General features: G+C 52.8%; 19 protein-coding genes, 2 tRNA genes and 1 other RNA gene. 14 read left to right on the forward strand and 8 right to left on the reverse strand.

Translation table 11 applies throughout. The annotated features are described in order from the left end of the window. Position 1: 1 nt before the first annotated feature. Genes G604_RS0100080 through G604_RS0100100 form a run of 5 tightly spaced genes read left to right on the forward strand, consistent with a single transcriptional unit; the run spans position 2 to position 6292 of the window. Complete coding sequence (locus tag G604_RS0100080; protein ID WP_028908753.1) at positions 2-862, forward strand: 3'-5' exonuclease; 861 nt, start codon at positions 2-4, stop codon at positions 860-862. A gap of 9 nt (positions 863-871) precedes the next feature. Next, complete coding sequence (gene coaBC, locus G604_RS0100085) at positions 872-2086, forward strand: bifunctional phosphopantothenoylcysteine decarboxylase/phosphopantothenate--cysteine ligase CoaBC (protein ID WP_028908754.1); 1215 nt, start codon at positions 872-874, stop codon at positions 2084-2086. Beyond that, positions 2058-2936, forward strand: a complete 879-nt coding sequence (locus G604_RS0100090; RefSeq protein WP_028908755.1) for a DUF4835 family protein — start codon at positions 2058-2060, stop codon at positions 2934-2936. The genes coaBC and G604_RS0100090 overlap by 29 nt, the downstream gene beginning before the upstream one ends. A 48-nt stretch (positions 2937-2984) precedes the next feature. Beyond that, positions 2985-4652, forward strand: a complete 1668-nt coding sequence (recN, locus tag G604_RS0100095) for a DNA repair protein RecN (RefSeq protein ID WP_028908756.1) — start codon at positions 2985-2987, stop codon at positions 4650-4652. Then, positions 4649-6292, forward strand: a complete 1644-nt coding sequence (locus G604_RS0100100) for a tetratricopeptide repeat-containing serine protease family protein (protein ID WP_028908757.1) — start codon at positions 4649-4651, stop codon at positions 6290-6292. The genes recN and G604_RS0100100 overlap by 4 nt, the downstream gene beginning before the upstream one ends. A gap of 780 nt (positions 6293-7072) precedes the next feature. Here G604_RS0100100 and G604_RS0100105 read toward each other — a convergent pair. From G604_RS0100105 to G604_RS0100125, 5 genes are all read right to left on the reverse strand, one after another. Beyond that, positions 7073-7351: a hypothetical protein gene (locus tag G604_RS0100105; RefSeq protein ID WP_028908758.1), complete on the reverse strand. Its 279-nt coding sequence runs from the start codon at positions 7349-7351 to the stop codon at positions 7073-7075. 122 nt (positions 7352-7473) lie between these two features. Next, on the reverse strand, positions 7474-8538 hold the full coding sequence (locus G604_RS0100110; protein ID WP_028908759.1) for a glycosyltransferase family 2 protein: 1065 nt from the start codon (positions 8536-8538) through the stop codon (positions 7474-7476). Then, a complete protein-coding gene (locus G604_RS13070) occupies positions 8535-8981 on the reverse strand; it encodes a hypothetical protein (RefSeq protein ID WP_155941813.1) in 447 nt (148 codons plus the stop codon). Before G604_RS13070 ends, G604_RS0100110 begins: the two co-directional genes overlap by 4 nt. Before the next feature lie 4 nt (positions 8982-8985). Beyond that, on the reverse strand, positions 8986-9600 hold the full coding sequence (gene recR / locus G604_RS0100120; RefSeq protein WP_028908760.1) for a recombination mediator RecR: 615 nt from the start codon (positions 9598-9600) through the stop codon (positions 8986-8988). Between the two features lie 139 nt (positions 9601-9739). Further along, positions 9740-11248, reverse strand: a complete 1509-nt coding sequence (locus G604_RS0100125; RefSeq protein WP_028908761.1) for a carbon starvation protein A — start codon at positions 11246-11248, stop codon at positions 9740-9742. Positions 11249-11354: 106 nt separating this feature from the next. On the opposite strand from G604_RS0100125, the gene G604_RS13075 reads away from it, so the two are divergent. The 3 genes from G604_RS13075 to G604_RS0100140 all read left to right on the forward strand — a co-directional run bounded on the left by G604_RS13075 (position 11355) and on the right by G604_RS0100140 (position 12989). Beyond that, entirely contained in the window at positions 11355-12734 is a 1380-nt protein-coding gene (locus G604_RS13075) for a glycoside hydrolase family 10 protein (protein WP_036904165.1), read from the forward strand. 71 nt (positions 12735-12805) lie between these two features. Continuing rightward, positions 12806-12878, forward strand: a tRNA-Lys gene (locus G604_RS0100135). 38 nt (positions 12879-12916) lie between these two features. After that, a tRNA-Lys gene (locus G604_RS0100140) sits at positions 12917-12989 on the forward strand. Between the two features lie 40 nt (positions 12990-13029). On the opposite strand, the gene G604_RS0100145 is transcribed toward G604_RS0100140, so the two are convergent. After that, positions 13030-13449 carry a hypothetical protein gene (locus G604_RS0100145; protein ID WP_231376002.1) on the reverse strand — a complete coding sequence of 140 codons (420 nt, stop codon included), beginning with the start codon at positions 13447-13449 and terminating at the stop codon, positions 13030-13032. 40 nt (positions 13450-13489) lie between these two features. Continuing rightward, positions 13490-13863: RNase P RNA component class A (gene rnpB, locus G604_RS14645), an RNA gene on the reverse strand. A gap of 210 nt (positions 13864-14073) precedes the next feature. Here rnpB and G604_RS0100150 point away from each other — a divergent pair. The 6 genes from G604_RS0100150 to G604_RS0100175 all read left to right on the forward strand — a co-directional run bounded on the left by G604_RS0100150 (position 14074) and on the right by G604_RS0100175 (position 19083). Beyond that, positions 14074-15558 (forward strand): Do family serine endopeptidase, encoded by a 1485-nt coding sequence (locus G604_RS0100150; RefSeq protein WP_036904168.1) that lies wholly within the window; start codon positions 14074-14076, stop codon positions 15556-15558. Between the two features lie 176 nt (positions 15559-15734). Then, positions 15735-16595: an RNA polymerase sigma factor RpoD/SigA gene (locus tag G604_RS0100155; protein WP_028908764.1), complete on the forward strand. Its 861-nt coding sequence runs from the start codon at positions 15735-15737 to the stop codon at positions 16593-16595. 12 nt (positions 16596-16607) lie between these two features. Continuing rightward, entirely contained in the window at positions 16608-17261 is a 654-nt protein-coding gene (locus G604_RS14620; protein WP_155941814.1) for a hypothetical protein, read from the forward strand. Between the two features lie 2 nt (positions 17262-17263). Continuing rightward, positions 17264-18172: a hypothetical protein gene (locus G604_RS0100165; protein ID WP_028908765.1), complete on the forward strand. Its 909-nt coding sequence runs from the start codon at positions 17264-17266 to the stop codon at positions 18170-18172. A 35-nt stretch (positions 18173-18207) separates the two neighbouring features. Continuing rightward, positions 18208-18690 (forward strand): S24/S26 family peptidase, encoded by a 483-nt coding sequence (locus G604_RS0100170; RefSeq protein ID WP_028908766.1) that lies wholly within the window; start codon positions 18208-18210, stop codon positions 18688-18690. A 126-nt stretch (positions 18691-18816) separates the two neighbouring features. Continuing rightward, positions 18817-19083, forward strand: a complete 267-nt coding sequence (locus tag G604_RS0100175; RefSeq protein ID WP_028908767.1) for a PqqD family protein — start codon at positions 18817-18819, stop codon at positions 19081-19083. A gap of 138 nt (positions 19084-19221) precedes the next feature. Here the strand turns inward: G604_RS0100175 and G604_RS0100180 are convergent, their stop codons facing one another. Further along, entirely contained in the window at positions 19222-21414 is a 2193-nt protein-coding gene (locus G604_RS0100180) for a DPP IV N-terminal domain-containing protein (protein ID WP_028908768.1), read from the reverse strand. Between the last annotated feature and the right edge of the window lie 4 nt (positions 21415-21418).

The following is a 21418-nucleotide window of genomic DNA, read 5'->3' on the forward strand; positions in this document are numbered from 1 at the left end:
AATGAAACTGCATTTAACCAAGCCGCTCATCGTCTTCGACCTGGAGACGACCGGTCTCGACCTCGTTGCTGACCGGATTATTCAGATTTCCTATATCAAAGTACTTCCCGACGGTACCGAGAAACGGGGTAACCTCCTGATTAACCCCGGCAAACAGATCCCGGAGGAGGTCATCGCCCTGACAGGTATCACGAATGAGGCCGTCAAGGACAAGCCGACCTTCAAGGAACAGGCACCGTCACTGGCCGAGGAGTTCAAAGGCTGTGATTTCGCCGGTTTCAACTCCAACCGCTTCGATATCCCCATGCTCGCCGAGGAATTTCTCCGTGCGGGCATCGACTTCGACTTCTCGAAAGCGCGCCTCATCGATGCGCAGACCATCTTCCATAAGATGGAACCGCGTAACCTTGCCGCAGCTTATAAGTTCTATACGGGCCGTAAGATGGAGGATGACCTCGAGGCCCACCGTGCCGACCAGGATACGGAGGCTACCTACCGTGTGCTGCAGGGAGAGCTCGACATGTATGCTCCCGGCAAACAGGAAGAGGCTGACCGTGTGCTCCACAACGACATGGATGAACTCGCGGAGTTCTCCAAACAGAATGATAATGTCGACTTCGCCGGCCGTATCATCTGGCAGCCGCTGACCGACGGCAAGGGCAATGTCCTCCTCGACAAGGACGGCAAGCCGCGCCGCCATGAGGTCTTCAACTTCGGTAAATACCGTGGCTGGGACGTGTCACAGGTACTGCACCGTGATCCCGGCTATTTCAACTGGATGCTCTCCTCCGACTTCACCTTCAACACGAAGCAGGTGCTCACACGTATCCGTCTCCGTGAACTGCAGACGAAGATCAACTAACCACCGCCCATGTTACGCAATAAGAAGATTGTACTCGGCATAACGGGAAGCATCGCCGCCTACAAGGCCTGCCTCATCATCCGCGGCCTCATCAAGGCCGGCGCGGAGGTGCAGGTCGTCATCACGCCCTCGGGAAAGGAGTTCATCACGCCCATCACCCTCAGTGCCCTGACGCACAAGCCCGTGATCAGCGAGTTCTTCTCCCAGCGTGACGGCACGTGGCACAGTCATGTCGACCTCGGCCTGTGGGCCGACGCCATGCTCATCGCCCCATGCACCGCTTCTTCCCTCGGGAAGATGGCCCACGGCATCGCCGACAACATGCTCATCACGACCTATCTGTCGATGAAGGCGCCCGTCTTCATCGCCCCGGCGATGGACCTCGATATGTACCGTCATCCTTCCACGCAGAAGAACCTCAAGCAGCTGAAGGCTTACGGCAACCATATCATCGAGCCCGCCACGGGTTTTCTGGCCAGTGGACTGGAGGGAAAGGGCCGTATGGAAGAGCCTGATGTCATCGTGCGTACCCTCGACGAGTTCTTCGACCGTCAGGAGGCTGCCGCCGACCACTGTCCCCTCTCCGGCCGCCATGTTCTCATCACGGCGGGACCGACCTATGAGAAGATTGATCCCGTCCGCTTCATCGGCAACTACAGCAGTGGGAAGATGGGCTTTGCCATCGCCGAACAGTGTCTGCGCCGTGGCGCCGACGTGACGCTCATCGCCGGTCCTGTTCACCAGCAGTGCAGTCCGCGTATCCACCGTATCGATGTGGAGAGTTGTGAGGAGATGTATAAGGCGGCCACGACGGCCTTCCCGCAGTGTGATGCCGCCATCCTCTGTGCCGCCGTCGCCGATTTCCGTCCCGAAACCATCGCCGATCGGAAGATCAAGCGCGAGAAGGACGATCTCGTCCTCCGCCTTCAGCCAACCCATGACATCGCCGCCGCTTTGGGAGCGATGAAACAGGACGGTCAGCATCTCGTCGCCTTTGCCTTGGAGACCGATCACGAGGAGGCCAACGCCGAACGGAAACTCGAGAAGAAGAACGCCGACTTTATCGTCCTCAACTCCACCCGCAACAAGGGAACCACCTTTGGTACCGACGATAATCAGATCTCTATCATCTCACGAAAAGGAAAGAAAGACTATGCAAAGAAACCGAAGATGGAGGTGGCTCGCGACATTGTCGATGAGCTTGCTCGCCTCTTTGAATCTTAACGCTCAGGAGTTGCAGGCGAAGATCGTCATCAACCACTCCCAGATTCAGGGAACGGACAACACGGTCTTCGACAACCTCCAGCAGTCGCTGACCCAGTTTGTCAACGACCGCCAGTGGACGAACCTGCAGTTTCAGAAGAACGAGCGCATTGTCTGTAGCTTCAATATCACGGTGACGAAATACGACAAGGACGCGAACATGTTCACCTGCAAGGCCCTCATCCAGGCCAACAGGCCCGTGTTCAACGCTGCCTATACCACCACCTTATATAATAATACGGACAACAACTTCGATTTCACCTATTCCCAGTTCGACCAACTGCAGTTCAACGAGGAGACGATCGACAACCAGCTCACGGCGCTCTTCGCCTATTATGCCTATCTCATCATCGGCCTCGATCTCGACTCCTTCGCCCCCATGGGTGGCGAGGAAGTGCTGCAGCAGTGCATGAACCTCGTCAACAACGCCCAGGACCTCACCTTCAACGGCTGGAAGGCCTTCGACAACGACCGGAACCGCTTCGCGATCATCAACGACTATCTCGACGGTGCCATGAAGCCCTTCCGCCAACTGCAGTATGACTACTACCGCAAGGGCCTCGACGAGATGGCGGAGAATGCGGACCGCGGCCGTACGGAGATCGTCACGGCTATCGAGAACGACCTGAAGAAAGCCCATGAGGACAAGCCGCTGAGTACGCTGCCGCAGATCTGGACGGACTATAAGAAAGACGAGCTCGCCAATATCTTCAAGGGCAAGGGAACCCAAAAGGAGAAAGAGAGCGTCTACGAGATCCTCTTCGGTATCAATGCCTCCCAGAACGCGTCGTGGGAGAAAATCAAACAATAAGTCTGAGACCATCATTTGTCATCTCAGTATCAAATCGTTATTTCGATCATGCTCAAGCAACTCTACATACAGAATTTCACGCTGATCACGGAACTGAACATGCGCTTCAACCCCGGCTTCTCCGTCATCACGGGTGAGACGGGAGCGGGAAAATCCATCATCCTCGGTGCCATCGGCCTGCTCCTCGGCAACCGCGCCGACAGCAAGCAGATCCACCCCGGCGCAAAGAAATGTGTCATCGAGGCCCATTTCGACCTCAGCCGTTATGGCATGGATGATTTCTTCGAGCGCAACGGCCTTGACGTCGATCCCAACGACACCATCATCCGACGGGAGCTGACGGCTGCCGGTAAGAGCCGTGCCTTCATCAACGACACGCCGGTGCCGCTGACAACGATGCGTGAGCTCGGTGAGACACTCGTCGACATCCACTCTCAGCACCAGAACCTATTGCTGAAAAAGGATGACTTCCAACTCAGTGTCGTCGACATCATCGCCAAGGACCAAGGCCTACTGAAAGACTATCGCAACGCCTACCAGGAATACCGAAAGGCCGAACAGCAGCTCGAGACGTTGAAGGCGGAGATCATCAAGAGTAAAGAGAATGAGGACTTTCTCCGTTTCCAATTCAAGGAGATTGACGATGCCCATCTGCAGGCTGACGAGCAGCAGACACTCGAGCAGCAGAGTGAGACGATGAGTCATGCCGAAGAGATCAAGACGGCACTGTGGCAGACCGACCAGATGCTCACGGGCGAGGACAACGACCTCGTGGACCAGGTGAAGAATGCCGCCCAAAAGCTCCATAACATCGAAGCCGTCTTCGCTGATGCCAAGGACCTCGCCGACCGCCTCGACTCCTCTTATATCGAATTGAAGGATATCTCCCAGGAGGTCAGCAACAGCATGGAGAATGTGGAGTTCGATCCCCAGCAGTTGCAGGAGATCAACGAGCGCCTCGACACGATCTATTCCCTTCAACAGAAATTCCATGTGGAGACAATCGCCGACCTGCTGAAGATCAAGGATGACATCGACGAACAACTATCCCATATCGATAACAGTGATGCCCAAGTGGCTGAACTCGAAAGCCGCGTCACGAAACTCCAAGAGAAGAGTCAGCAACTCGCTGATCGTCTCTCCCAAGCCCGTGCGAAGAGTGCCCAACAGGTGGAGAAAGAGATGCGTGAGCGCCTCATTCCCCTCGGCATTCCGAATGTCCGTTTTCAGGTGAGTATCACGCCGAAGCCGCTCTCTGCTGACGGCTGTGATAAAGTGGCTTTTCTCTTCAGCGCCAATAAGAACATGCAACTGCAACCTGTAGCCCAAGTGGCCTCGGGTGGTGAGATCGCCCGCGTCATGCTGTCGCTGAAAGCCATGATCAGCGGGGCCGTCAAACTGCCGACGATCATCTTCGATGAGATCGACACGGGTGTCAGCGGCTCCATCGCCGAGAAGATGGCACAGATCATGAAGGAGATGGGCGACAACAACCGTCAGGTGATCTCCATCACCCATCTGCCGCAGATCGCTGCCATGGGCACGACGCACTACAAGGTCTATAAGGAGGACACGCCGGAAGGCACCGTCAGCCACATGCGCATGCTCTCTCCCGAAGAACGGGTGAAAGAGATTGCGCAGATGCTCTCGGGCAGCGACATCACCGATGCCGCCATCAGCAATGCCCGCTCACTTTTGAAATTATCACAAAAATGAAAAAACAAAATATCATTTGGGCAGCCCTGCTGCTGCTCGCCATGCCGGCCTTCAGCCAGAATGCTGCCGTACAGAAAGCGGCCAAGGCCGTCTTCACTTTAAAGACATTCAACCACGGACAGAGTTTGATGACCTGTCAGGGTGTATTTATAGACAACAAAGGTACTGCCCTCACGGCGTTCACGCCCTTCGACGGCGCCGACAGTGCCGTCGTCGTCGATGCTTTCGGCAAGACACGCGCCGTGGATTATATCATGGGCGCCGATGAGAACTACGATGTCGCCAAACTGAAGATTGAAGGCAGTTCTACGGGCGTTGCCCTCGCCTCTTCTGTCAGCGGTGGCTGTACACTGTGGCTCGTTTCGGCCTCCACGGGGAAGACAGCAAGTCAGAAACTCACAGTCGACCACGTCGAACCGTTTGACAATCACTATTCCTACGCCATCACGAAATATGTTGTGGGGGATGCGGATCTCGCCGCTCCCGTTGTCAATGGTGGCGGACAACTCGTGGGACTCATCAAAGGCCTGCCCTCGGGGACGGAGTCCGGCATTACCGACGGTCGTTTCGTCAATAGTCTTCACATGGACGCGCTGAGTATTCAGAAACTCAGTCATACGGGAATCCGTACGGGCCTTCCCGATGATGAGAATGCCGCTGAGGCCACGCTCATGCTCGCCCGTTCTACACGCAGCAAGGCTGACAACTACAAGTATGCCCGTGAGTTCATTGAGAAATTCCCGACGTCAGCAACGGGCTATCAGGCCCTCGCCGAACTCGACTGCAATGCCGGAAAATTCGCCGACGCTGACAAGGAGTTGCAGCTCGGAGTGACTAAGGCCGCCAAGAAAGATGAGGCTTACTCCAATTATGCGCAACAGGTTTACCAGTATGTTGCCTTCACCCCGCAGGGCGGTTATACGCCCTGGACGGCTGACAAGGCCCTCGAGCTGGCCCAGAAAGCCAACAGCATTGCGCCGAATCCGGCCTATCAGCACCAGATTGCGCAAGTGACTTATCTCAAGGGCGATTATCAGAAAGCCTACGACAGTTTTCAGGCGCTGACGAAGACCAATATCAATAACGGTGAACTGTGGTATGAGTCGGCCCAGTGTAAGATGCAGTTGAAAGCGCCCGAAAGTGAGGTGAAAGCGCTCCTCGACAGTGCCGTCAGTGTCGGTCAGCAGAAAGGTATCGTAGCACCGTACTACCTTGTACGCGGACAGTGGCTGCAGAGTAAAGAGGATTATCGCAACGCACTGAAAGACTATATCGCTTACGACACACTCTCCACGAGAGTGGACCCGACGTTCTATCACGCCAAATACGAGTGTGAGATGAAGCTCCACCAGTGGCAGCCGGCCCTCCTCGACATCATGCGCTGCAGTTATCTCAGTCCCCGTGAGCCGCTCTACCTCGCGCAGTGGGCTTCTCTCGAACTTCTCGTCAACCGCTTGCCGCAGGCGATCCAGGTTGCCACAGCCTGTACGAAGGCTGCCCCCGATTTTGCCCAGGGTTATCTCATCCTCGGTATCGCCCAGTGTGAGAATAAGCAGAAAGAAGAGGGTCTCCGGAATCTCCAGAAGGCCAAGGAGCTCGGCGAGACGCGTGCCGGCGAATATCTGAAGAAATTTCAATAACACCTATACACAGCCCCTCTCCAACAAGGAGGGGCTTTTCTTTTCCCTCTGGTAGGTGGCCGCCATGTTGCGGCCACGCAAGGGAATCATTCGGGAACCTGAAAAAACATGTGGCACGAGATTGCCTCCATCAATAATCATCAATATTGAAGGAGCCATTCGCACAGGAAAAATCGGGTGTACCGGTTTTTATTAATTTTTATGGTTTTCGTTAAAATCAACCCGCCGCATTGCACCAAACATGTTTTTGTTGAATGCGACAGAAAACAGTCAGTCTACACCTCCACTGACTGAAAAACGACATCGAAATTCCATCAAGATAAAAAACGGTTCTGGAAAGCGAACCCTTGAAAATGACAAGTAGACATGGCAATTCATCAGCCACACATCGCTCTCTATCGTAGATAATTTTCTAAACACGATGTTTAGAAAATTCTCCACGAAAGATACACTCGCTAAATACGATGTTTACGACCGGGAAATCACGTGTATTTCTGCATAATTATTAATAAAACAGGGTTATATTGCATAAATACGCTGATAAATATGCAAGAAATTTCATCCAGAAAAGCAACAATTTTTCTATTACATTATGAATCAATCAGTTAGCAAATAGCTCCAAAATTCGCTTATTTGCGGCCAATCGTCGGAATTGAGATCCCGATGCGCACGATAAACCTTTACCCGCTGTCAATTTTGAGGGAATCTGCTTAGTAGTTTTGCACAACTGTAAAACAACAAAGAATTCCGGGCGCTTATTGATCATGTTACAATATGAGCTTACTTAATAAGATATGCCATTTTCCCCTTTCCAGGCTCAGCTGCTCGATAAAGTACTTGATAACTCCTATCCTGTTTGTTGAGTCTCACAGCATCATCACTGCCGTCAGGGTTAGCGAAAAAAATATTACCTCTTTTATCAAAGTAAGGCACAGAAACCCCCTTAGCCCATGCCTCAAGGTAAATTCTTTCTACCTCATCATGGACCGCATTGTTTACCTCTTTTATCGTTTTACCGTTTGAGAGTTTCCATTCCTCTATGTCTTCATATCTACACATAAGCTCTTATTTTCTTGCAAATATAAATATAAAAAACGAGACAACAAAGAAATTGCATGCAAAAAGTATAAACATCATCATGTCCTACTCCTTTTACACAAAATCGCCGTCACACCATGAGCTTATCCCAGAAAGTTCGCCGGCACGTTCTCGAAGACATTATCCATCGTGACCATCAGCCGCGACGAGGGATAATAGAGCGCCAACTGCCGCTGATGATCCGACAGCTCCATTTGTTGGAGGATCTTGGCGAACGCGTTATCCTCGGCATTGAAGACCTGATAGTCGACAGACTTCTTCGTTGACGGCGTGAAAAATCCCAGCATCTTACGGATACGGTGATGGAAGAGCCCCAGCAGACTCACGGAGGCCTTCGCCATGATCGCTAAGCGGATAGGCACGGAGAGCAGGAAACTCAGATGACCGTAATGCTTGCGGAAGAAAATCAGCATGGCCTCATAGAAGACATGCACATAACGGAACGAACTCTTCTCCGTGCTCTCCCCCTTATAATGCAGGATATTCAACGGCAGGTAATAGTTCTTCCAACCGCCCTTCAACAAGCGATAACTGAGGTCGATGTCCTCGCCGTACATGAAGAAATCCTCGTCGAGGAGACCGACAGCCTTCAAGGCCTCATGGCGTAGCAGACAGAAAGCGCCGCTGACAATCTCGATCTCTCCGGGACGGTCCCAAGGTAAATCCGACATATAATAATGTCCGAATTTCGGATGATTAGGATAACGCTGGCACAGCCCCGACATCTTATAGAAGGACGTCATCGGCGTCGGGATGCCGCGCCGTGACTCTGGGGCGCGAAGTCCATAGGCATTGAGCATTCTCACGCCAATGGCCCCACTCTTCGGATGAGCGTCGGCGAAGGTAAGGGCCTCGCGGAACACATCCTCCCCGACAATCGTGTCGGGATTGAGCAACAGGACATACTCGCCGCGGGCCTGGCGGATGGCGAGGTTGTTGCCACGGGCGAAGCCGAGGTTACGCAGACTCTCGATGAACGTCACTTCGGGGTGGCGAGGCTTGAGGAAAGGCACGCTGCCATCAGAGGAATGGTTGTCGACGACGATCACCTCACCGTCAATCCCCTCCATCGCCCGCTCCACCGACCGCAGACACTGGTCGAGATAGAACTTCACATTATAGTTGACAATAACAACAGACAGTTTCATTCGCTGATCTCCCTTTCACAACGTCCCTTGGAGGGAAAGACAAATACGAGGGCGATAAGCAGGATCACCGCCATATAGGCATAGCCCGGCACCATCGTGATATAATAGACGATGATATTGACATACAACGGCAGCAACAACAGTTGCAACCGGATGATGCCCCATCGCTGCAAGGCCTCAGCCTTCTTCGCCATCAGTTCGGCATGGACTTTCTTGAATTTGAAGAGATACAATGCCAAGGGTATCAAGGCGATACTCACGATCTGGTCGATACACTCAGTGAGGAAGAGTACTGTAGGATTCTCCGAGAAATCGACAACGGAGAGATCGACAGCACCCGTCTCACAGACGAGGACGATGAGGGCGGCCATCAGCAAGTCGCTGACGGCAAGGATCATCAGTACTTTTTGGGCACTTTCTAATGTTATAGGTTGATTTTCCATGATTTTATTTGTTAAATGGTTGACGGTTGAGAATGGAACGGCCGAGCGTCACCTCATCCGTATACTCCAGTTCATTACCCACGGAGATACCCCGGGCAATGACGGTGAGCTTCACATTCGGATAAGGCGCCAGCTGACGGGAGATATAAAAGTTCGTCGTATCCCCCTCCATCGTGGAACCGAGGGCGAGGATCACCTCGTTGATATCTCCCTTCGCCACACGCTCCACCAAGGAACCGATAGCGAGGTCACTGGGACCGATACCATCCATCGGAGAGATGATACCGCCAAGGACATGATAGAGGCCATGATACTGCATTGTATTCTCCACCGCCATCACATCCTGGATATTTTCCACGACACATACGGTATGGTGGTCACGATGAGGATCACTGCAGATGGGACAGACATCGGTGTCACTGATGTTATGGCATACCTTACAGTATTTCACATCCTTCTTCAGTCGGGCGATGGCATCGACGAAACTGTCTACCTGCTGCTCGTCCTGACGGAGCGTGAAAAGGGCAAGGCGCAGCGCCGTGCGCCGCCCTACGCCCGGCAGGGTGGCAAAGGCGCTGACGGCCTTCTCCAAGAGTTTTGAGGGATATTGCTGATCCAAAATTATAACATATATTATTGATCCATTTGCAGGGGCCGTCCCTTGTGGCGGCCCGTCGGCGGAACGCCGAATCGTCATGCGTCTTTGAAATGCCCTAACGGGCATCGGGCCGCCACAAGGGACGGCCCCTGCAGAGGATCTATTGTTTCCGGTACCACGCGAAGAACCACACGCAGGCGATGACGAGGCAGACAGCGCCGAGGGAGTAGCCGATGTTCACAGGCAGACCGGCGGCCATCGGACTGACGAAGAGGAACGTGGAACATACCGTCGTCATGAAGAGTGCCGGGATCAAGGAGATATAAAACGGTTTCTTTTTCTGCGTCAGATAGACAGTGATCGTCCAAAGCGTGAAGACGCTCAACGTCTGGTTGCTCCAGCCGAACCACTGCCAGATGGTGTTGAAGCCATCAGGATTCTCCATCTGCCAAACGAGCAAGGCGATGGCAGCGGCAAACATCGGGATACAGATGACGAGACGCTTATGGATCTCACGCTGACTCATGTGAAGGCCCTGGGCGATGATCATGCGGGCACTGCGGAACGCCGTATCGCCACTAGTGATCGGCGCTGCGACAACACCGAGGATAGCCAGGATACCACCGAAGAGACCGAGCCAGCCACGACAGACATCCTCCACGACATTCGGCGCCGTGAAATACTGGATGAGCGTCTTGCCGCCGGGGACCTTGACCTGCTGCATAAACTCGTTGATCGTATTGCCATCCAAGCACTCTTTCCAACCACCATAGTAGAAGAAATACATGGAGACGGTAGCCCAGATGAGGGCGACGACACCCTCCGTGATCATGGCACCGTAGAAGACGGCACGGCCATGCTTCTCCGTATCGATACAGCGGGCCATCAACGGGCTCTGCGTACCGTGGAAACCACTGATGGCGCCACAGGCAATCGTCAGGAAGAGACAGGGGAAGAGAGGATTCTTGCCGAGATAGCTCTCCACGCCGAGGATCTTCGGCGGTACATTATTATTAAAAGTGCTCGCATGATCCCAGAGCTCCGGCAGGGCGGGCATCTTCACGAAGAGGCCGACCATCAGCGCCGCTGCCATGAAGAGGAGCGAGAAGGCAAAGATGGGATAGATCTTTCCGATAATCTTGTCGATCGGCAACAGCGTGGCGATGATATAGTAGATGAAGATCACGATGACCCAGAAGAGCGTGGAGCCCCACATATCCTTCAGGATCAGCGCCGGCGAATAGACGAAGACGACACCGACCATCATCAGCAACAGCACGGAGAAGACGAGCATCACCGCCTGCGCCTTCTTGCCGAGATAGGTGCCTACGAGATTGGGCAGGTCGCAGCCGCCATGACGCACACTGAGCATGCCACTGAAATAGTCGTGCATGGCACCGGCGAAGATACAGCCGAGTACGATCCACAGATAGGCCGCAGGACCATACCACGCGCCCATGATGGCACCGAAGATAGGACCCGTGCCGGCGATATTGAGAAACTGAATCATGAAGATCTTCCATGTCGGCATGACGATATAGTCGACACCGTCGGCCTTCGCCACGGCGGGCGTGGGACGGTCATCAGGCCCGAAGACATGTTCCACGAACTTTCCATACAGGAGATATCCGAGGATCAGGGCCACAAGACTTAAAGTAAATGAAATCATTTTATTTGTAAAGTTTGTTTCTTGTGTGAGATAACATTTGCAAAATTACTCATTTTATTTGAGAAACAAAAAAATAGTTGTAACTTTGTGGCAAATTTATCAGAAAATGTCAGTCATAAATAGATTATTCTTTTCGCTCACCCTTCTGGTGCTCTCCCTTTCGGAGGCTCAGGCACAGTGGTTTACCAATCTTCAGCATAACGACAGCACATCCTACTGCCCCAAACGGGAGACGCGCGCCGTATGGCTCACGACCATCGGTGGCCTCGACTGGCCCCGCGGCTACGCACAGACACCGTCGTCCATCGAGCGGCAGAAACAGCAGCTGCGCGACATCCTCGATAAACTGCAGGCCGTCAACATCAATACCGTCATTCTGCAGACCCGCATCCGCGGCACCGTCATCTACCCCTCCGACCTGGAGCCGTGGGACGGCTGTCTGAGCGGATTCCCGGGGAAGTCGCCGGGCTATGACGCCCTGCAGTTCGCCATCGACGAGTGCCACCGCCGCGGCATGCGCCTGGAGGCGTGGATCGTCTGCATCCCCGTGGGCCATCCCAACCAGGCCGGCGTGAAGAATCTGCGCCGCCGTTTCTCAGGGCGCATCAAGACCATCGCCAACGAGTGCTATATGGATCCCGAAGACCCGCGAACGGGCGACTATCTCGCACGACTGTGCCGGGAGATCGTCAGCCGCTATGATGTCGACGGCATCAACCTCGACTATATCCGTTATCCCGAGACATGGAAGATTCGCAAGAACCACGATCAGGCCCGCGCGTATATCACGTCCATCGTCCGTAAGATTCATGACGCCGTCACCAGCGTGAAGCCGTGGGTCACCCTCTCCTGCTCTCCCATCGGCAAGGCCGACGACCTCAGCCGTTTCTGGAGCCATGGCTGGAATGCCTACGAGCGCGTCTGCCAGGATGCTACGGGATGGCTCCACGAGGGGCTCATGGACAACCTCTATCCGATGATGTATTTCCGGGACAACAACTTCTATCCCTTCGCCATCGACTGGAAGGAGCAGGCCCAAGGGAAAGACATCGCTGCCGGACTCGGCATCTACTTCCTCGATCCGAAAGAAGGCTCGTGGCAGATTGGCGATGTCACGCGTGAACTCTATATACTCCGCCGTCAAGGTCTCGGTCAGGCGTTCTTCCGCACGAAATTCCTCCTCGACAACGTACAAGGACTCTATGATTTCCTTCGGACCTTCAACGCCTACCCTGCCCTGCCGCTGACACGCCGCGACACCTATAATATATATATAGGTAACGACACCACTGATGCCCGCAGCCTCATCGCCGTGAATATCCCGAAAGAACAGATGGAGCGGATCCGCGAGAATCTCGGCAACGCTTACGACTATGTCATCACGGAAAATGACGCCGCGGGAAAAGAGCGAATCTACGCCGAAAATACCGGCTCAGGAAAAAATTTTGAAAAAATACGCCGAAAAATTTGGCAGTATCAAAAATAGTATGTACCTTTGCACTCGCATTTCAGAAATGAGTACTTCGGTAACTCGCAGAGATGTAGCAAAATTCGTTTGCGCCCTTAGCTCAGTTGGTAGAGCAACTGACTCTTAATCAGTGGGTCTAGGGTTCGAATCCCTAAGGGCGCACAAACGGAATCAAAGCGATGAAGTCTTTCATCAATCTTGCGCCCTTAGCTCAGTTGGTAGAGCAACTGACTCTTAATCAGTGGGTCTAGGGTTCGAATCCCTAAGGGCGCACGAAAGCGGATGCTTAACGAAAGTTGAGCATCCGTTTTTTTTATTGTTTATATCTCAGCACGGCATGGATGAAGCCGTCCACTTTCGGATCAGCGAGCTTGCGCAGGCGCACCTGGATAATCATCTTCAATAACGACTTGGCGAAGAGGGCCAGAAGGATGCCCAGGGCGATGGCGGCAAAGAGCGTATAAGAACCGAAAGGATAACTCTCCTCGGGGAATGCCGAGAGGATAAGGACGGGAAGAACGATGAGGACACCGGCAATGGTGAGCTGCGTGCGCGGTGACCCACCCATGTCGAGGATAGCCTGTTTATCAAAGAGATAATCATCGAGCTTTTCACGCGACAGGCCGTAGTCTTCCAACTTCGGGAAGGCCGCATCCTGTTCAAACTGTTGCATCTTCCGCGTCACCTGATGCTCGAAGTCATCAAGGATCGGCTTGTCAAGTTCTTTCAGCATAGTCTTCTGCTATTAAGTAATGGTCAAGAAATAAAAAAACGAAAGCAGTGCCCCTGTAAGCCGGGTTCCGTTGCAGTCAGAGACTGCCGCCTGCCATTTATCTAGGACGACGGTCACCCGCCGCCTCAAGCATTCTACCCTCCACAGATGTCACAAGGACAATCGGGCGGACTACCCCTCAGACTGTGGTATACATGAACTTGCAGCCTCCAGCCGGCACAGCCCGCCGGTCACCCGGCGGCTGGTGGTCTCTTACACCACCTTCTCACCCTTACCCCCAAAGGGGCGGTCATTCTCTTCTGCCGTCACCTACTGTCACCAATAGCTTCTATTTTCGGAAGTGAAGCGTCCACGTGCTGCCCGGACTTTCCTCTCGCGCCGCCAAGGACGCCAGCGGCAGAGCCGGGACACTGCTTTCGGGTTGCAAAGGTACAAACTTTTTCTTAAATCAAGAAACTTTCTTTATCATTTCTCCTTTTATTGCTTAAGAACACTTAAGGTCAAAAATTAAATTGTTAAATTGGGATAAAGATAAGCGTCATCATGGCAGATTAACAAATTTTGCGCTTATATTTGCAAGCGATTTTGGAAAATAGAAAATATTCAGTAATAAAGATAACGATTATGACAAAGAACATCAGTAAGTATTTGATCGCCGGTGCTTGTGTCGCTTCGCTGACACTCTCCACAGGCGCTTTCATCAAAGTACAGGCCGCCGAGGCTCCTGCCGTAGCAGCTGCCGGTCAGCCCGTAGACCTTACCTATGCCGCCAGCAAGGCTCTCCCTGCTGTCGTACATATCAAGTATGTCCAGAATTCCAAGACTAAGACCATTGAAGTACAGAGCAATCCTTTCGATGACTTCTTCAGCGATCCCTTCGGCTTCTTCGGTAATCCGAACCAGGGCAACGGCGGCACCCGCAAGCAACAGGTGCAGACGCCGAAGCAGGAAGCCACGGGTAGTGGTGTCATCATCAGCCCGGACGGATATATCGTCACCAATAACCATGTCGTAGAAGGCGCCGACGAGCTGACCGTCACCCTCGACGACAACCGCGAGTTCTCCGCACGGATCATTGGTACCGACAAGGTCACCGACCTCGCCCTCATCAAGATCGATGCCAAGAACCTCCCCACCCTGCCTATCGGCAACAGTGACGACCTGAAGGTCGGCGAGTGGGTCATCGCCGTCGGTAACCCCTACGGTCTGAACAGCACCGTCACCGCCGGTATCGTCAGTGCCAAAGGCCGCAGCATCAACGAGCCGGGAGCCACAACAGGTATCTCCTCGTTCATCCAGACCGATGCCGCTATCAACCCCGGTAACTCCGGTGGTGCCCTCGTCAACACGCGTGGCGAGCTCGTCGGCATCAACGCCATGCTCTACTCTCCTACCGGCAGTTACACAGGTTATGGCTTCGCCATTCCGACGGCCATCATGAACAAGGTCATCAGCGATATTAAGCAGTATGGCAGTGTACAGCGTGCATGGCTCGGTATCAAGGGTGGTGACGTGCTCAACTATATCAATGCCCAGAAAGAAGACGGCAAGAGCGTAGACCTCGGTACCAACGAGGGCGTCTATGTCGACAGTGTCGATCCTGATGGCGCCGGTGCCGCTGCCGGTCTGCAGAAGAATGATGTCATCATCAATGTCGACGGTAAGAAGATCACGAAGATGGGTGAGCTGCAGGAGATCATCAACAGCAAGAAACCCGGTGACAAGGTCACCATCACCTATCTCCATAACAAGAACAAGCACAGCAAGACCGTCACGCTGAAGAACGCGCAGGGCACGACGTCCATCGTCAAACAGGCAGACCTCGATGTTCTCGGTGCCCAGTTCCGTCCTGTCAACGCCGAAGAGAAGAAACAGATGGGTATCAACTACGGCCTCGTCGTGACGAAAGTCAACAATGGTGCCTTCAAACAGGCCGGTATCAACCGCGGCCTCATCATCCAGGTCGTCAACGACCAGAAGATCAGTACGATCGACGAGCTCCAGAATATCGTCAAGTCTGCTTCTACGAGTAAGAGTCCGGTACTCTATATCCAGGGTATCTGGCCCACCGGCAAGAAGGCTTACTACGCCGTCCCGCTGGAGAAATAATTTATGATGTTCCGCCTCAATGTAGGTGCGTGGCCACAATAGGACGACACCTACAATAGGATCAGTGAATGAATCCCCATAGCTTTTCATTAACATAATAATGAAAAACTATGGGGATTTCTTTGTCAAATGAAATAAAATTCGTATTTTTGCAACCAAACTTAATCTGTATGCGCATGAGACAGTTGAAAATTTCAAAGTCTATCACCAACCGTGCGAACGCCTCACTTGACAAATACCTTCAGGAGATCAGTCATGAAGAGATGATATCTCCCGAAGAAGAGGTGGAACTGGCACGCCGCATTAAGAAAGGCGACCGGGAGGCCCTGGATAAACTCACCAAGGCCAACCTGCGATTCGTCGTCTCTGTGGCTAAGCAATATCAGAATCAGGGTCTCTCCCTCCCCGATCTCATCAACGAGGGGAATATGGGACTTATCAAGGCCGCTGAGAAATTCGATGAGACAAGGGGATTCAAGTTCATCTCCTATGCCGTTTGGTGGATCCGTCAGAGTATCCTTCAGGCGATCGCCGAAAAGAGTCGTATGGTACGTCTGCCACTGAACCAGGTCGGCAATGTCTCTAAGATCAGCCGGGCCCTGAACAAGTTTGAACAGGAAAACGAGCGCAAGCCGAGTATCGAGGAGATCTCCATGGAGACCAATATCCCCGAGGACAAGATCGAGGAAGCCATCAAAGGCAACACCCATCATGTCAGTATGGACGCGCCATTCCAGGATGATGAAAACAACAGTCTCGCCGACACCGTCCCGGCCAACACGCCGCCCGCCGATGCCGAACTCATGCAAGAGTCGCTGAAGAAAGAGTTGAAAACAGCCCTCGACACCCTCCTCACCGAAAGGGAGCGCAACATCATTGCGGACACCTATGGCCTCTACGGACCGGAGCTGAGCCTTGAGGAGATCGGAGCCAAGTATAACCTCACACGCGAACGTGTACGCCAGCTTCGCGAGAAGAGTCTGCGAAAGCTCCGCAACAGTGTCGACAGTAAGGTTCTCAAGACATTCTTAGGATAATCATCAACACGTATGAATTTAAAAAAATATATGCTTCTCTCCGCTGCCGCCCTCGTCCTCTCGACGCCGGCAGCTTCTGCCCGTGACGTCATGAAGAAGATCTATATGTATGGTTTCTCCGCCTCTTTCAATGACTCCACGGTCTATGTCTCCGATGTCATGCCCGTCGACTCGGCATGGTTCGATTCCAAGACGAATTTTCTGCGCGGCCGTGACCAGTATTCCGACCAGCTCCGCAACTATTTCAAGCAGAAGGGCATGCCTTTCCGCACCTGCGTCGTGGAATATGCTGCTACGAAGGAGGCTGCTGAGAAAATGCGGACCAGTATGATGACCCGCTATAGTAATCTCAACGAGAAGCAGCAGAAAAAAAACAAGAAAAGAGCCAAACGCGGTGAGAACGAGGTGACCCCGATTCTTTATATCGTCAAGAATATGGACGCTGATTTTGCTTTCAAGTCTTATACCCCTTGGGAAGATACTGTGGAAGGAATGGCCGAGGCTGCCCAGGAGAAAAAGAAGAATAACAAGAAACCGAAGAAAGAGAAACGCCCCGCCGCGCCGAAACAGGGTATGCGCCCAGGCGATGAAGGTCCCGAAAACGGTATGGGGCCCGGTAATGATATGGGCCATGGCATGGGTCCCGGCGGTAACATGAACCGGTAACGATGGGTACAAACAACCAAGATTTTTTCTTCTCACTGGCAGAGATGCCCGTCTGTCTCTCTTTCGCCGCAAGCAAATTTAACAGCATCGACCTCGTTCCGTCGATGCTGCCTTTTTCCTGTGAAAAGCCGAAAGAGGGGAAGTCACTCCTCTTCCATCTGCGCATTGACGACAAGCTACAACCTGTGGAGAAGAGTCGTCGGGAACGGATTCGTAATTTCGATACGGGGAATGGCAATACCATCGTGGACCGTATTGATGACGGCGGCTACCAGTTCATTATCAAGGACCTCAATGGCGGCAGCTGTTGTCTGCTCATCGCCAATGCCGACTTCTCCCGCTGCCAGTGTGCCCTCAACGGCAACTACAACATGCGGAAGTTCGGACTGAATAACGCCCTCATGCTCGTCTTCTCGTTCTCCGCCGCCTGGCATGACACCCTCCTCATCCATGCCTCACTGGTGCGGCAGCACGGCTGGGGCTATGCCTTCATCGCTAAGAGCGGGACGGGAAAGAGCACACAGGTGAGCATGTGGCTGAGATATCTCCCCGACTGTGACTTGATGAATGATGATAACCCCATCATCCGCATCATAGACGGTACACCTTATATATATGGTAGCCCCTGGAGCGGTAAGACACCGTGCTACCGGAATGTGAAAGCGCGACTCGGAGCCCTGACACGTATAGACAGGGCAACGACCAACAGCGTGGAGAAACTGCCGCCCGTCCAGGCCTTCGTATCCGTCCTCCCCTCTTGTTCGAGCATGAAATGGGAGCCGAAACTCTTCAACCGTATCTGTGACACCGTCACGAAACTCATTCAGACAACAGGTATCTATACCCTCCATTGTCTACCCAATGAGGAAGCCGCACATGTCTGCCACGATGCCATCGCCGTAGGGACATGATTCATCATGTTCCGCCACTGCATAAAATGAAACAAATGGAAAAGATTCCGATCATAGAGAAAAAGATGGAGAATGCCATCCTCCTGCCACAGGTCATTGCCCTGATCAATGAGGGACACACGGTGACACTACGGCTGAAAGGCTTCTCCATGCGACCCTTCCTGGAGGACAACCGTGACAAGGCTCTGCTGACGAAAGTACAACAGATTCATGTCGGGGATGCCGTCCTGGCAGAGACAGCACCGAAGCATTTCGTCCTTCACCGTATCGTGAAGATCAACGGTGATGCCGTGACCCTTCGTGGTGACGGCAATATGGGTTGTGAGCACTGTCGACGGGAGGATGTCAAGGCCTTCGCTCTTGGTTTCTATCGGAAAGGGCATGACTACCTCGACAAGACCAACGGCCTGAAGTGGCGTACCTACTCTTTCTTTTGGTGCCGGATGCTCCTTCCCTTCCGCCGTTATCTCCTCGCCGCCTATCGTCGCATCTGGATTCCATGGTTCGGTCCGATGTAGGGACATGATTCATCCTGTTCCGCCCCATATAAAAGTAAAAAAGTAAAAAAGTAAAAAAGTAAAGAAGTAAAAAAGTAAACTTGGCAAACGAAGTTCCGCCAAGAAGAAAAGAATCGAGAAAAAAATATGAAAGCTAAGAAAGGATTCAACCTCCGTGATGTCTGCGGAGCGAAAGTCGTTGTCGCTGAAGGCAAAGAGAATATCGACTTCAGCAATATCATCAGTATGAATGAGAGTTCTGCCTATCTTTGGGAACATATCCAAGATCAGGAGTTCACGGTAGACACCCTTGCAGACCTCCTTACAAAAGAATATGAGGTCGATGCCGACACTGCCCGTCAGGATGCCACCACGCTTGCAGAACAGTGGAAACAGGCGGGGATCATAGAGTAAAGCCTCACCCGTTGGTCTTTTTGCAGGGGCCGTCCCTTGTGGCGGCCCAATGCCCGTAAGGGCATTCCGTAATAGAGAACGGCGTTCCGCCGTCGGGCCGCCACAAGGGACGGCCCCTGCAAAGGGATCAGAAAGGCCTTACAAGTTTTCCTTAAACCACTCCGCGATCTGCCGCAGCAGGTGGTTGCGCGTGTTGCCACCGAAGATACTGTGGTTGCGGTTGGTATAATAATTCTCCTTGAAGTCCTTATCTGCCTGAATAAGGGCTTCGGCATATTCAAACGTGTTCTGCGGATGCACATTGTCATCGGCAGTACCATGGCAGATCAGCAGACGACCATGGAGCTTCGGTGCACGGACGATAGGATTCGTGGCATAGCCATCGGGATTCTCCTTCGGCGTGCGCATATAACGCTCTGTATAGATCGTGTCATACCACCGCCAGTTGGTAGGCGGCGCAACGGCAACACCGGCCTTGAAGACCGGACGGCCCTCGCTCATACTCATCAGCGTGTTGAAACCGCCGAAACTCCAGCCCCAGATACCGATACGGTCCTTATCGACATACGGCAGCGTCTGCAGATACTGTGCTGTCTCCACCTGATCTTTCGACTCCAGATCACCGATCTTCAGATAAGTACATTTCTCAAAATCAGCGCCACGGCCACCGGTGCCTCGTCCATCAACACAGGCAACGATGAAGCCCTGTTGGGCGAGATACATATCAAAAGCACCGCCATTGCCCATACTTCCCGTAGACCAGGAATCAACGACTTGCTGGTTGCCGGGACCACTGTACTGGTAAAGGATAACGGGATATTTCTTAGCAGGATTGAAATCGGCAGGACGGACCATCCAACCGTCGAGATTCACGCCCTCGGAAGTGGTGAAAGAAAAAGTCTCTTTCTTGGTCCATCCATAGTCCGCAATCTTCTTCTTCAGTTCCTTGTTATCCTCCAGGACACGGATCGCCTGGCCTTTCTGATCACGGGCCGTAAAGACATAGGGTGTGTTATAGTCACTCCAGATATTCACGAAATAACGATAATCGCCGGAGAAGAGGGCATTGTTGTTGCCCGGCCGATGCGTCAGCGCTTCCACACGACCATCGGCATGGGCAACATAGACCTGACGGTCATGGGCGTTCTGCTTGTCAGCCTGGAAATAGACATCACCGTTCTTTTCGTCATAGCCATAAACCTGCAAGACATCATAATGGCCATCCTCCACCTGCCGCAACAGTTTGCCGTTATGGTCGTAGAGATAGAGATGCATGTATCCGTTACGGTCACTGGGCACGAGGATCGTCTGTTTCCCGATCATGATACCCTCCATGGCCTCCTCTTTCACATATTTGGGCACCGTCTCCAGAACGACGAGCTGACTCTTCGCCGTGAAAGGATTTACACGATAGAGCCGCAGGGAGTCCTGATGGCGGTTCATGGTATAGGCCATGAGACCATTCTTATCACCGGTCTTGATAATACGGGGGATATAACCGTCAGCTTCCAGCGGCAAATTAACCTGTTGCTTAGTTCCCTTCCTGACGTCATAGCTCCATAGGCTGACGAGGGCATTATCCTCACCGGCCTTCGGATACTTATAGCTATAGTGTCCGGGATAGACGGCATATTCCGTCCGCTCGGGATTACTTCCTTCAAAAAGCTGCAAATCATAGGTCTTCACACGGCTCTCATCATAACGGATCCATACCAGGGCGGAGCCGTCGGCATTCCACGCGAAGGCACGGTTGAAACTAAACTCCTCCTCGTTGACCCAGTCGGGAATACCATTGATAACGGCATTGAACTTACCGTCCGTCGTCACCTGCACCTCTGTCTTTCCGTCAGTGATGAAGAGATTATTGTCACGCACGAAAGCCACATGACGGCTGTCGGGTGACCACGTCGCCACCTGCTGATTGTCTCCCGAGGAGAGCTTCGTAAGATTCTTCGAGGCGATATCATAGATGAAATATTCCGCCTTGAAAGAACGGCGATAAACCGCCTTGCGTTTCGTCATGATCAGCAACTTACGACCATCAGGGCTGATGGTGTAACCATCGACGGAGGTGATACTGTCGGGCGCCGTAAACAGGACGCGCAACTGCTTACCCGTACGGAAAGAATATTCTATGACTTGCTTGTTGTCGGCACTGATAGAGGCATAACGGTCGGTGCCGGGAATGGGGTTAATACCCGTGATATACTTGGCAGAGAAAGCCCCGGAGGTGATAGCCTTCAGATCGAGGTGCTCTGCTGCCTGTGCGGAGATAGAAGAAGCTGACATGGAGATCAATACAGCTGAGAGAAACAAGGTTACTTTATTCATTGAA

This window comes from Prevotella sp. AGR2160, from assembly GCF_000424185.1.
Taxonomy (GTDB): domain Bacteria; phylum Bacteroidota; class Bacteroidia; order Bacteroidales; family Bacteroidaceae; genus Prevotella.

What these genes read in the sequence shown, in the direction of transcription:
- G604_RS13075 (WP_036904165.1), top strand. Translation starts at nt 11,355, where the DNA reads ATGTCAGTCATAAATAGATTATTCTTTTCGCTCACCCTTCTGGTGCTC.
- G604_RS0100155 (WP_028908764.1), top strand. Translation starts at nt 15,735, where the DNA reads ATGAGACAGTTGAAAATTTCAAAGTCTATCACCAACCGTGCGAACGCC.
- G604_RS0100090 (WP_028908755.1), top strand. Translation starts at nt 2,058, where the DNA reads ATGAGCTTGCTCGCCTCTTTGAATCTTAACGCTCAGGAGTTGCAGGCG.
- G604_RS0100150 (WP_036904168.1), top strand. Translation starts at nt 14,074, where the DNA reads ATGACAAAGAACATCAGTAAGTATTTGATCGCCGGTGCTTGTGTCGCT.
- G604_RS0100180 (WP_028908768.1), bottom strand. Translation starts at nt 21,414, where the DNA reads ATGAATAAAGTAACCTTGTTTCTCTCAGCTGTATTGATCTCCATGTCA.
- G604_RS0100170 (WP_028908766.1), top strand. Translation starts at nt 18,208, where the DNA reads ATGGAAAAGATTCCGATCATAGAGAAAAAGATGGAGAATGCCATCCTC.
- G604_RS14620 (WP_155941814.1), top strand. Translation starts at nt 16,608, where the DNA reads ATGAATTTAAAAAAATATATGCTTCTCTCCGCTGCCGCCCTCGTCCTC.
- recN (WP_028908756.1), top strand. Translation starts at nt 2,985, where the DNA reads ATGCTCAAGCAACTCTACATACAGAATTTCACGCTGATCACGGAACTG.
- G604_RS0100145 (WP_231376002.1), bottom strand. Translation starts at nt 13,449, where the DNA reads ATGCTGAAAGAACTTGACAAGCCGATCCTTGATGACTTCGAGCATCAG.
- G604_RS0100080 (WP_028908753.1), top strand. Translation starts at nt 2, where the DNA reads ATGAAACTGCATTTAACCAAGCCGCTCATCGTCTTCGACCTGGAGACG.
- G604_RS0100165 (WP_028908765.1), top strand. Translation starts at nt 17,264, where the DNA reads ATGGGTACAAACAACCAAGATTTTTTCTTCTCACTGGCAGAGATGCCC.
- G604_RS0100175 (WP_028908767.1), top strand. Translation starts at nt 18,817, where the DNA reads ATGAAAGCTAAGAAAGGATTCAACCTCCGTGATGTCTGCGGAGCGAAA.
- coaBC (WP_028908754.1), top strand. Translation starts at nt 872, where the DNA reads ATGTTACGCAATAAGAAGATTGTACTCGGCATAACGGGAAGCATCGCC.
- G604_RS0100110 (WP_028908759.1), bottom strand. Translation starts at nt 8,538, where the DNA reads ATGAAACTGTCTGTTGTTATTGTCAACTATAATGTGAAGTTCTATCTC.
- G604_RS13070 (WP_155941813.1), bottom strand. Translation starts at nt 8,981, where the DNA reads ATGGAAAATCAACCTATAACATTAGAAAGTGCCCAAAAAGTACTGATG.
- G604_RS0100125 (WP_028908761.1), bottom strand. Translation starts at nt 11,248, where the DNA reads ATGATTTCATTTACTTTAAGTCTTGTGGCCCTGATCCTCGGATATCTC.
- G604_RS0100105 (WP_028908758.1), bottom strand. Translation starts at nt 7,351, where the DNA reads ATGTGTAGATATGAAGACATAGAGGAATGGAAACTCTCAAACGGTAAA.
- G604_RS0100100 (WP_028908757.1), top strand. Translation starts at nt 4,649, where the DNA reads ATGAAAAAACAAAATATCATTTGGGCAGCCCTGCTGCTGCTCGCCATG.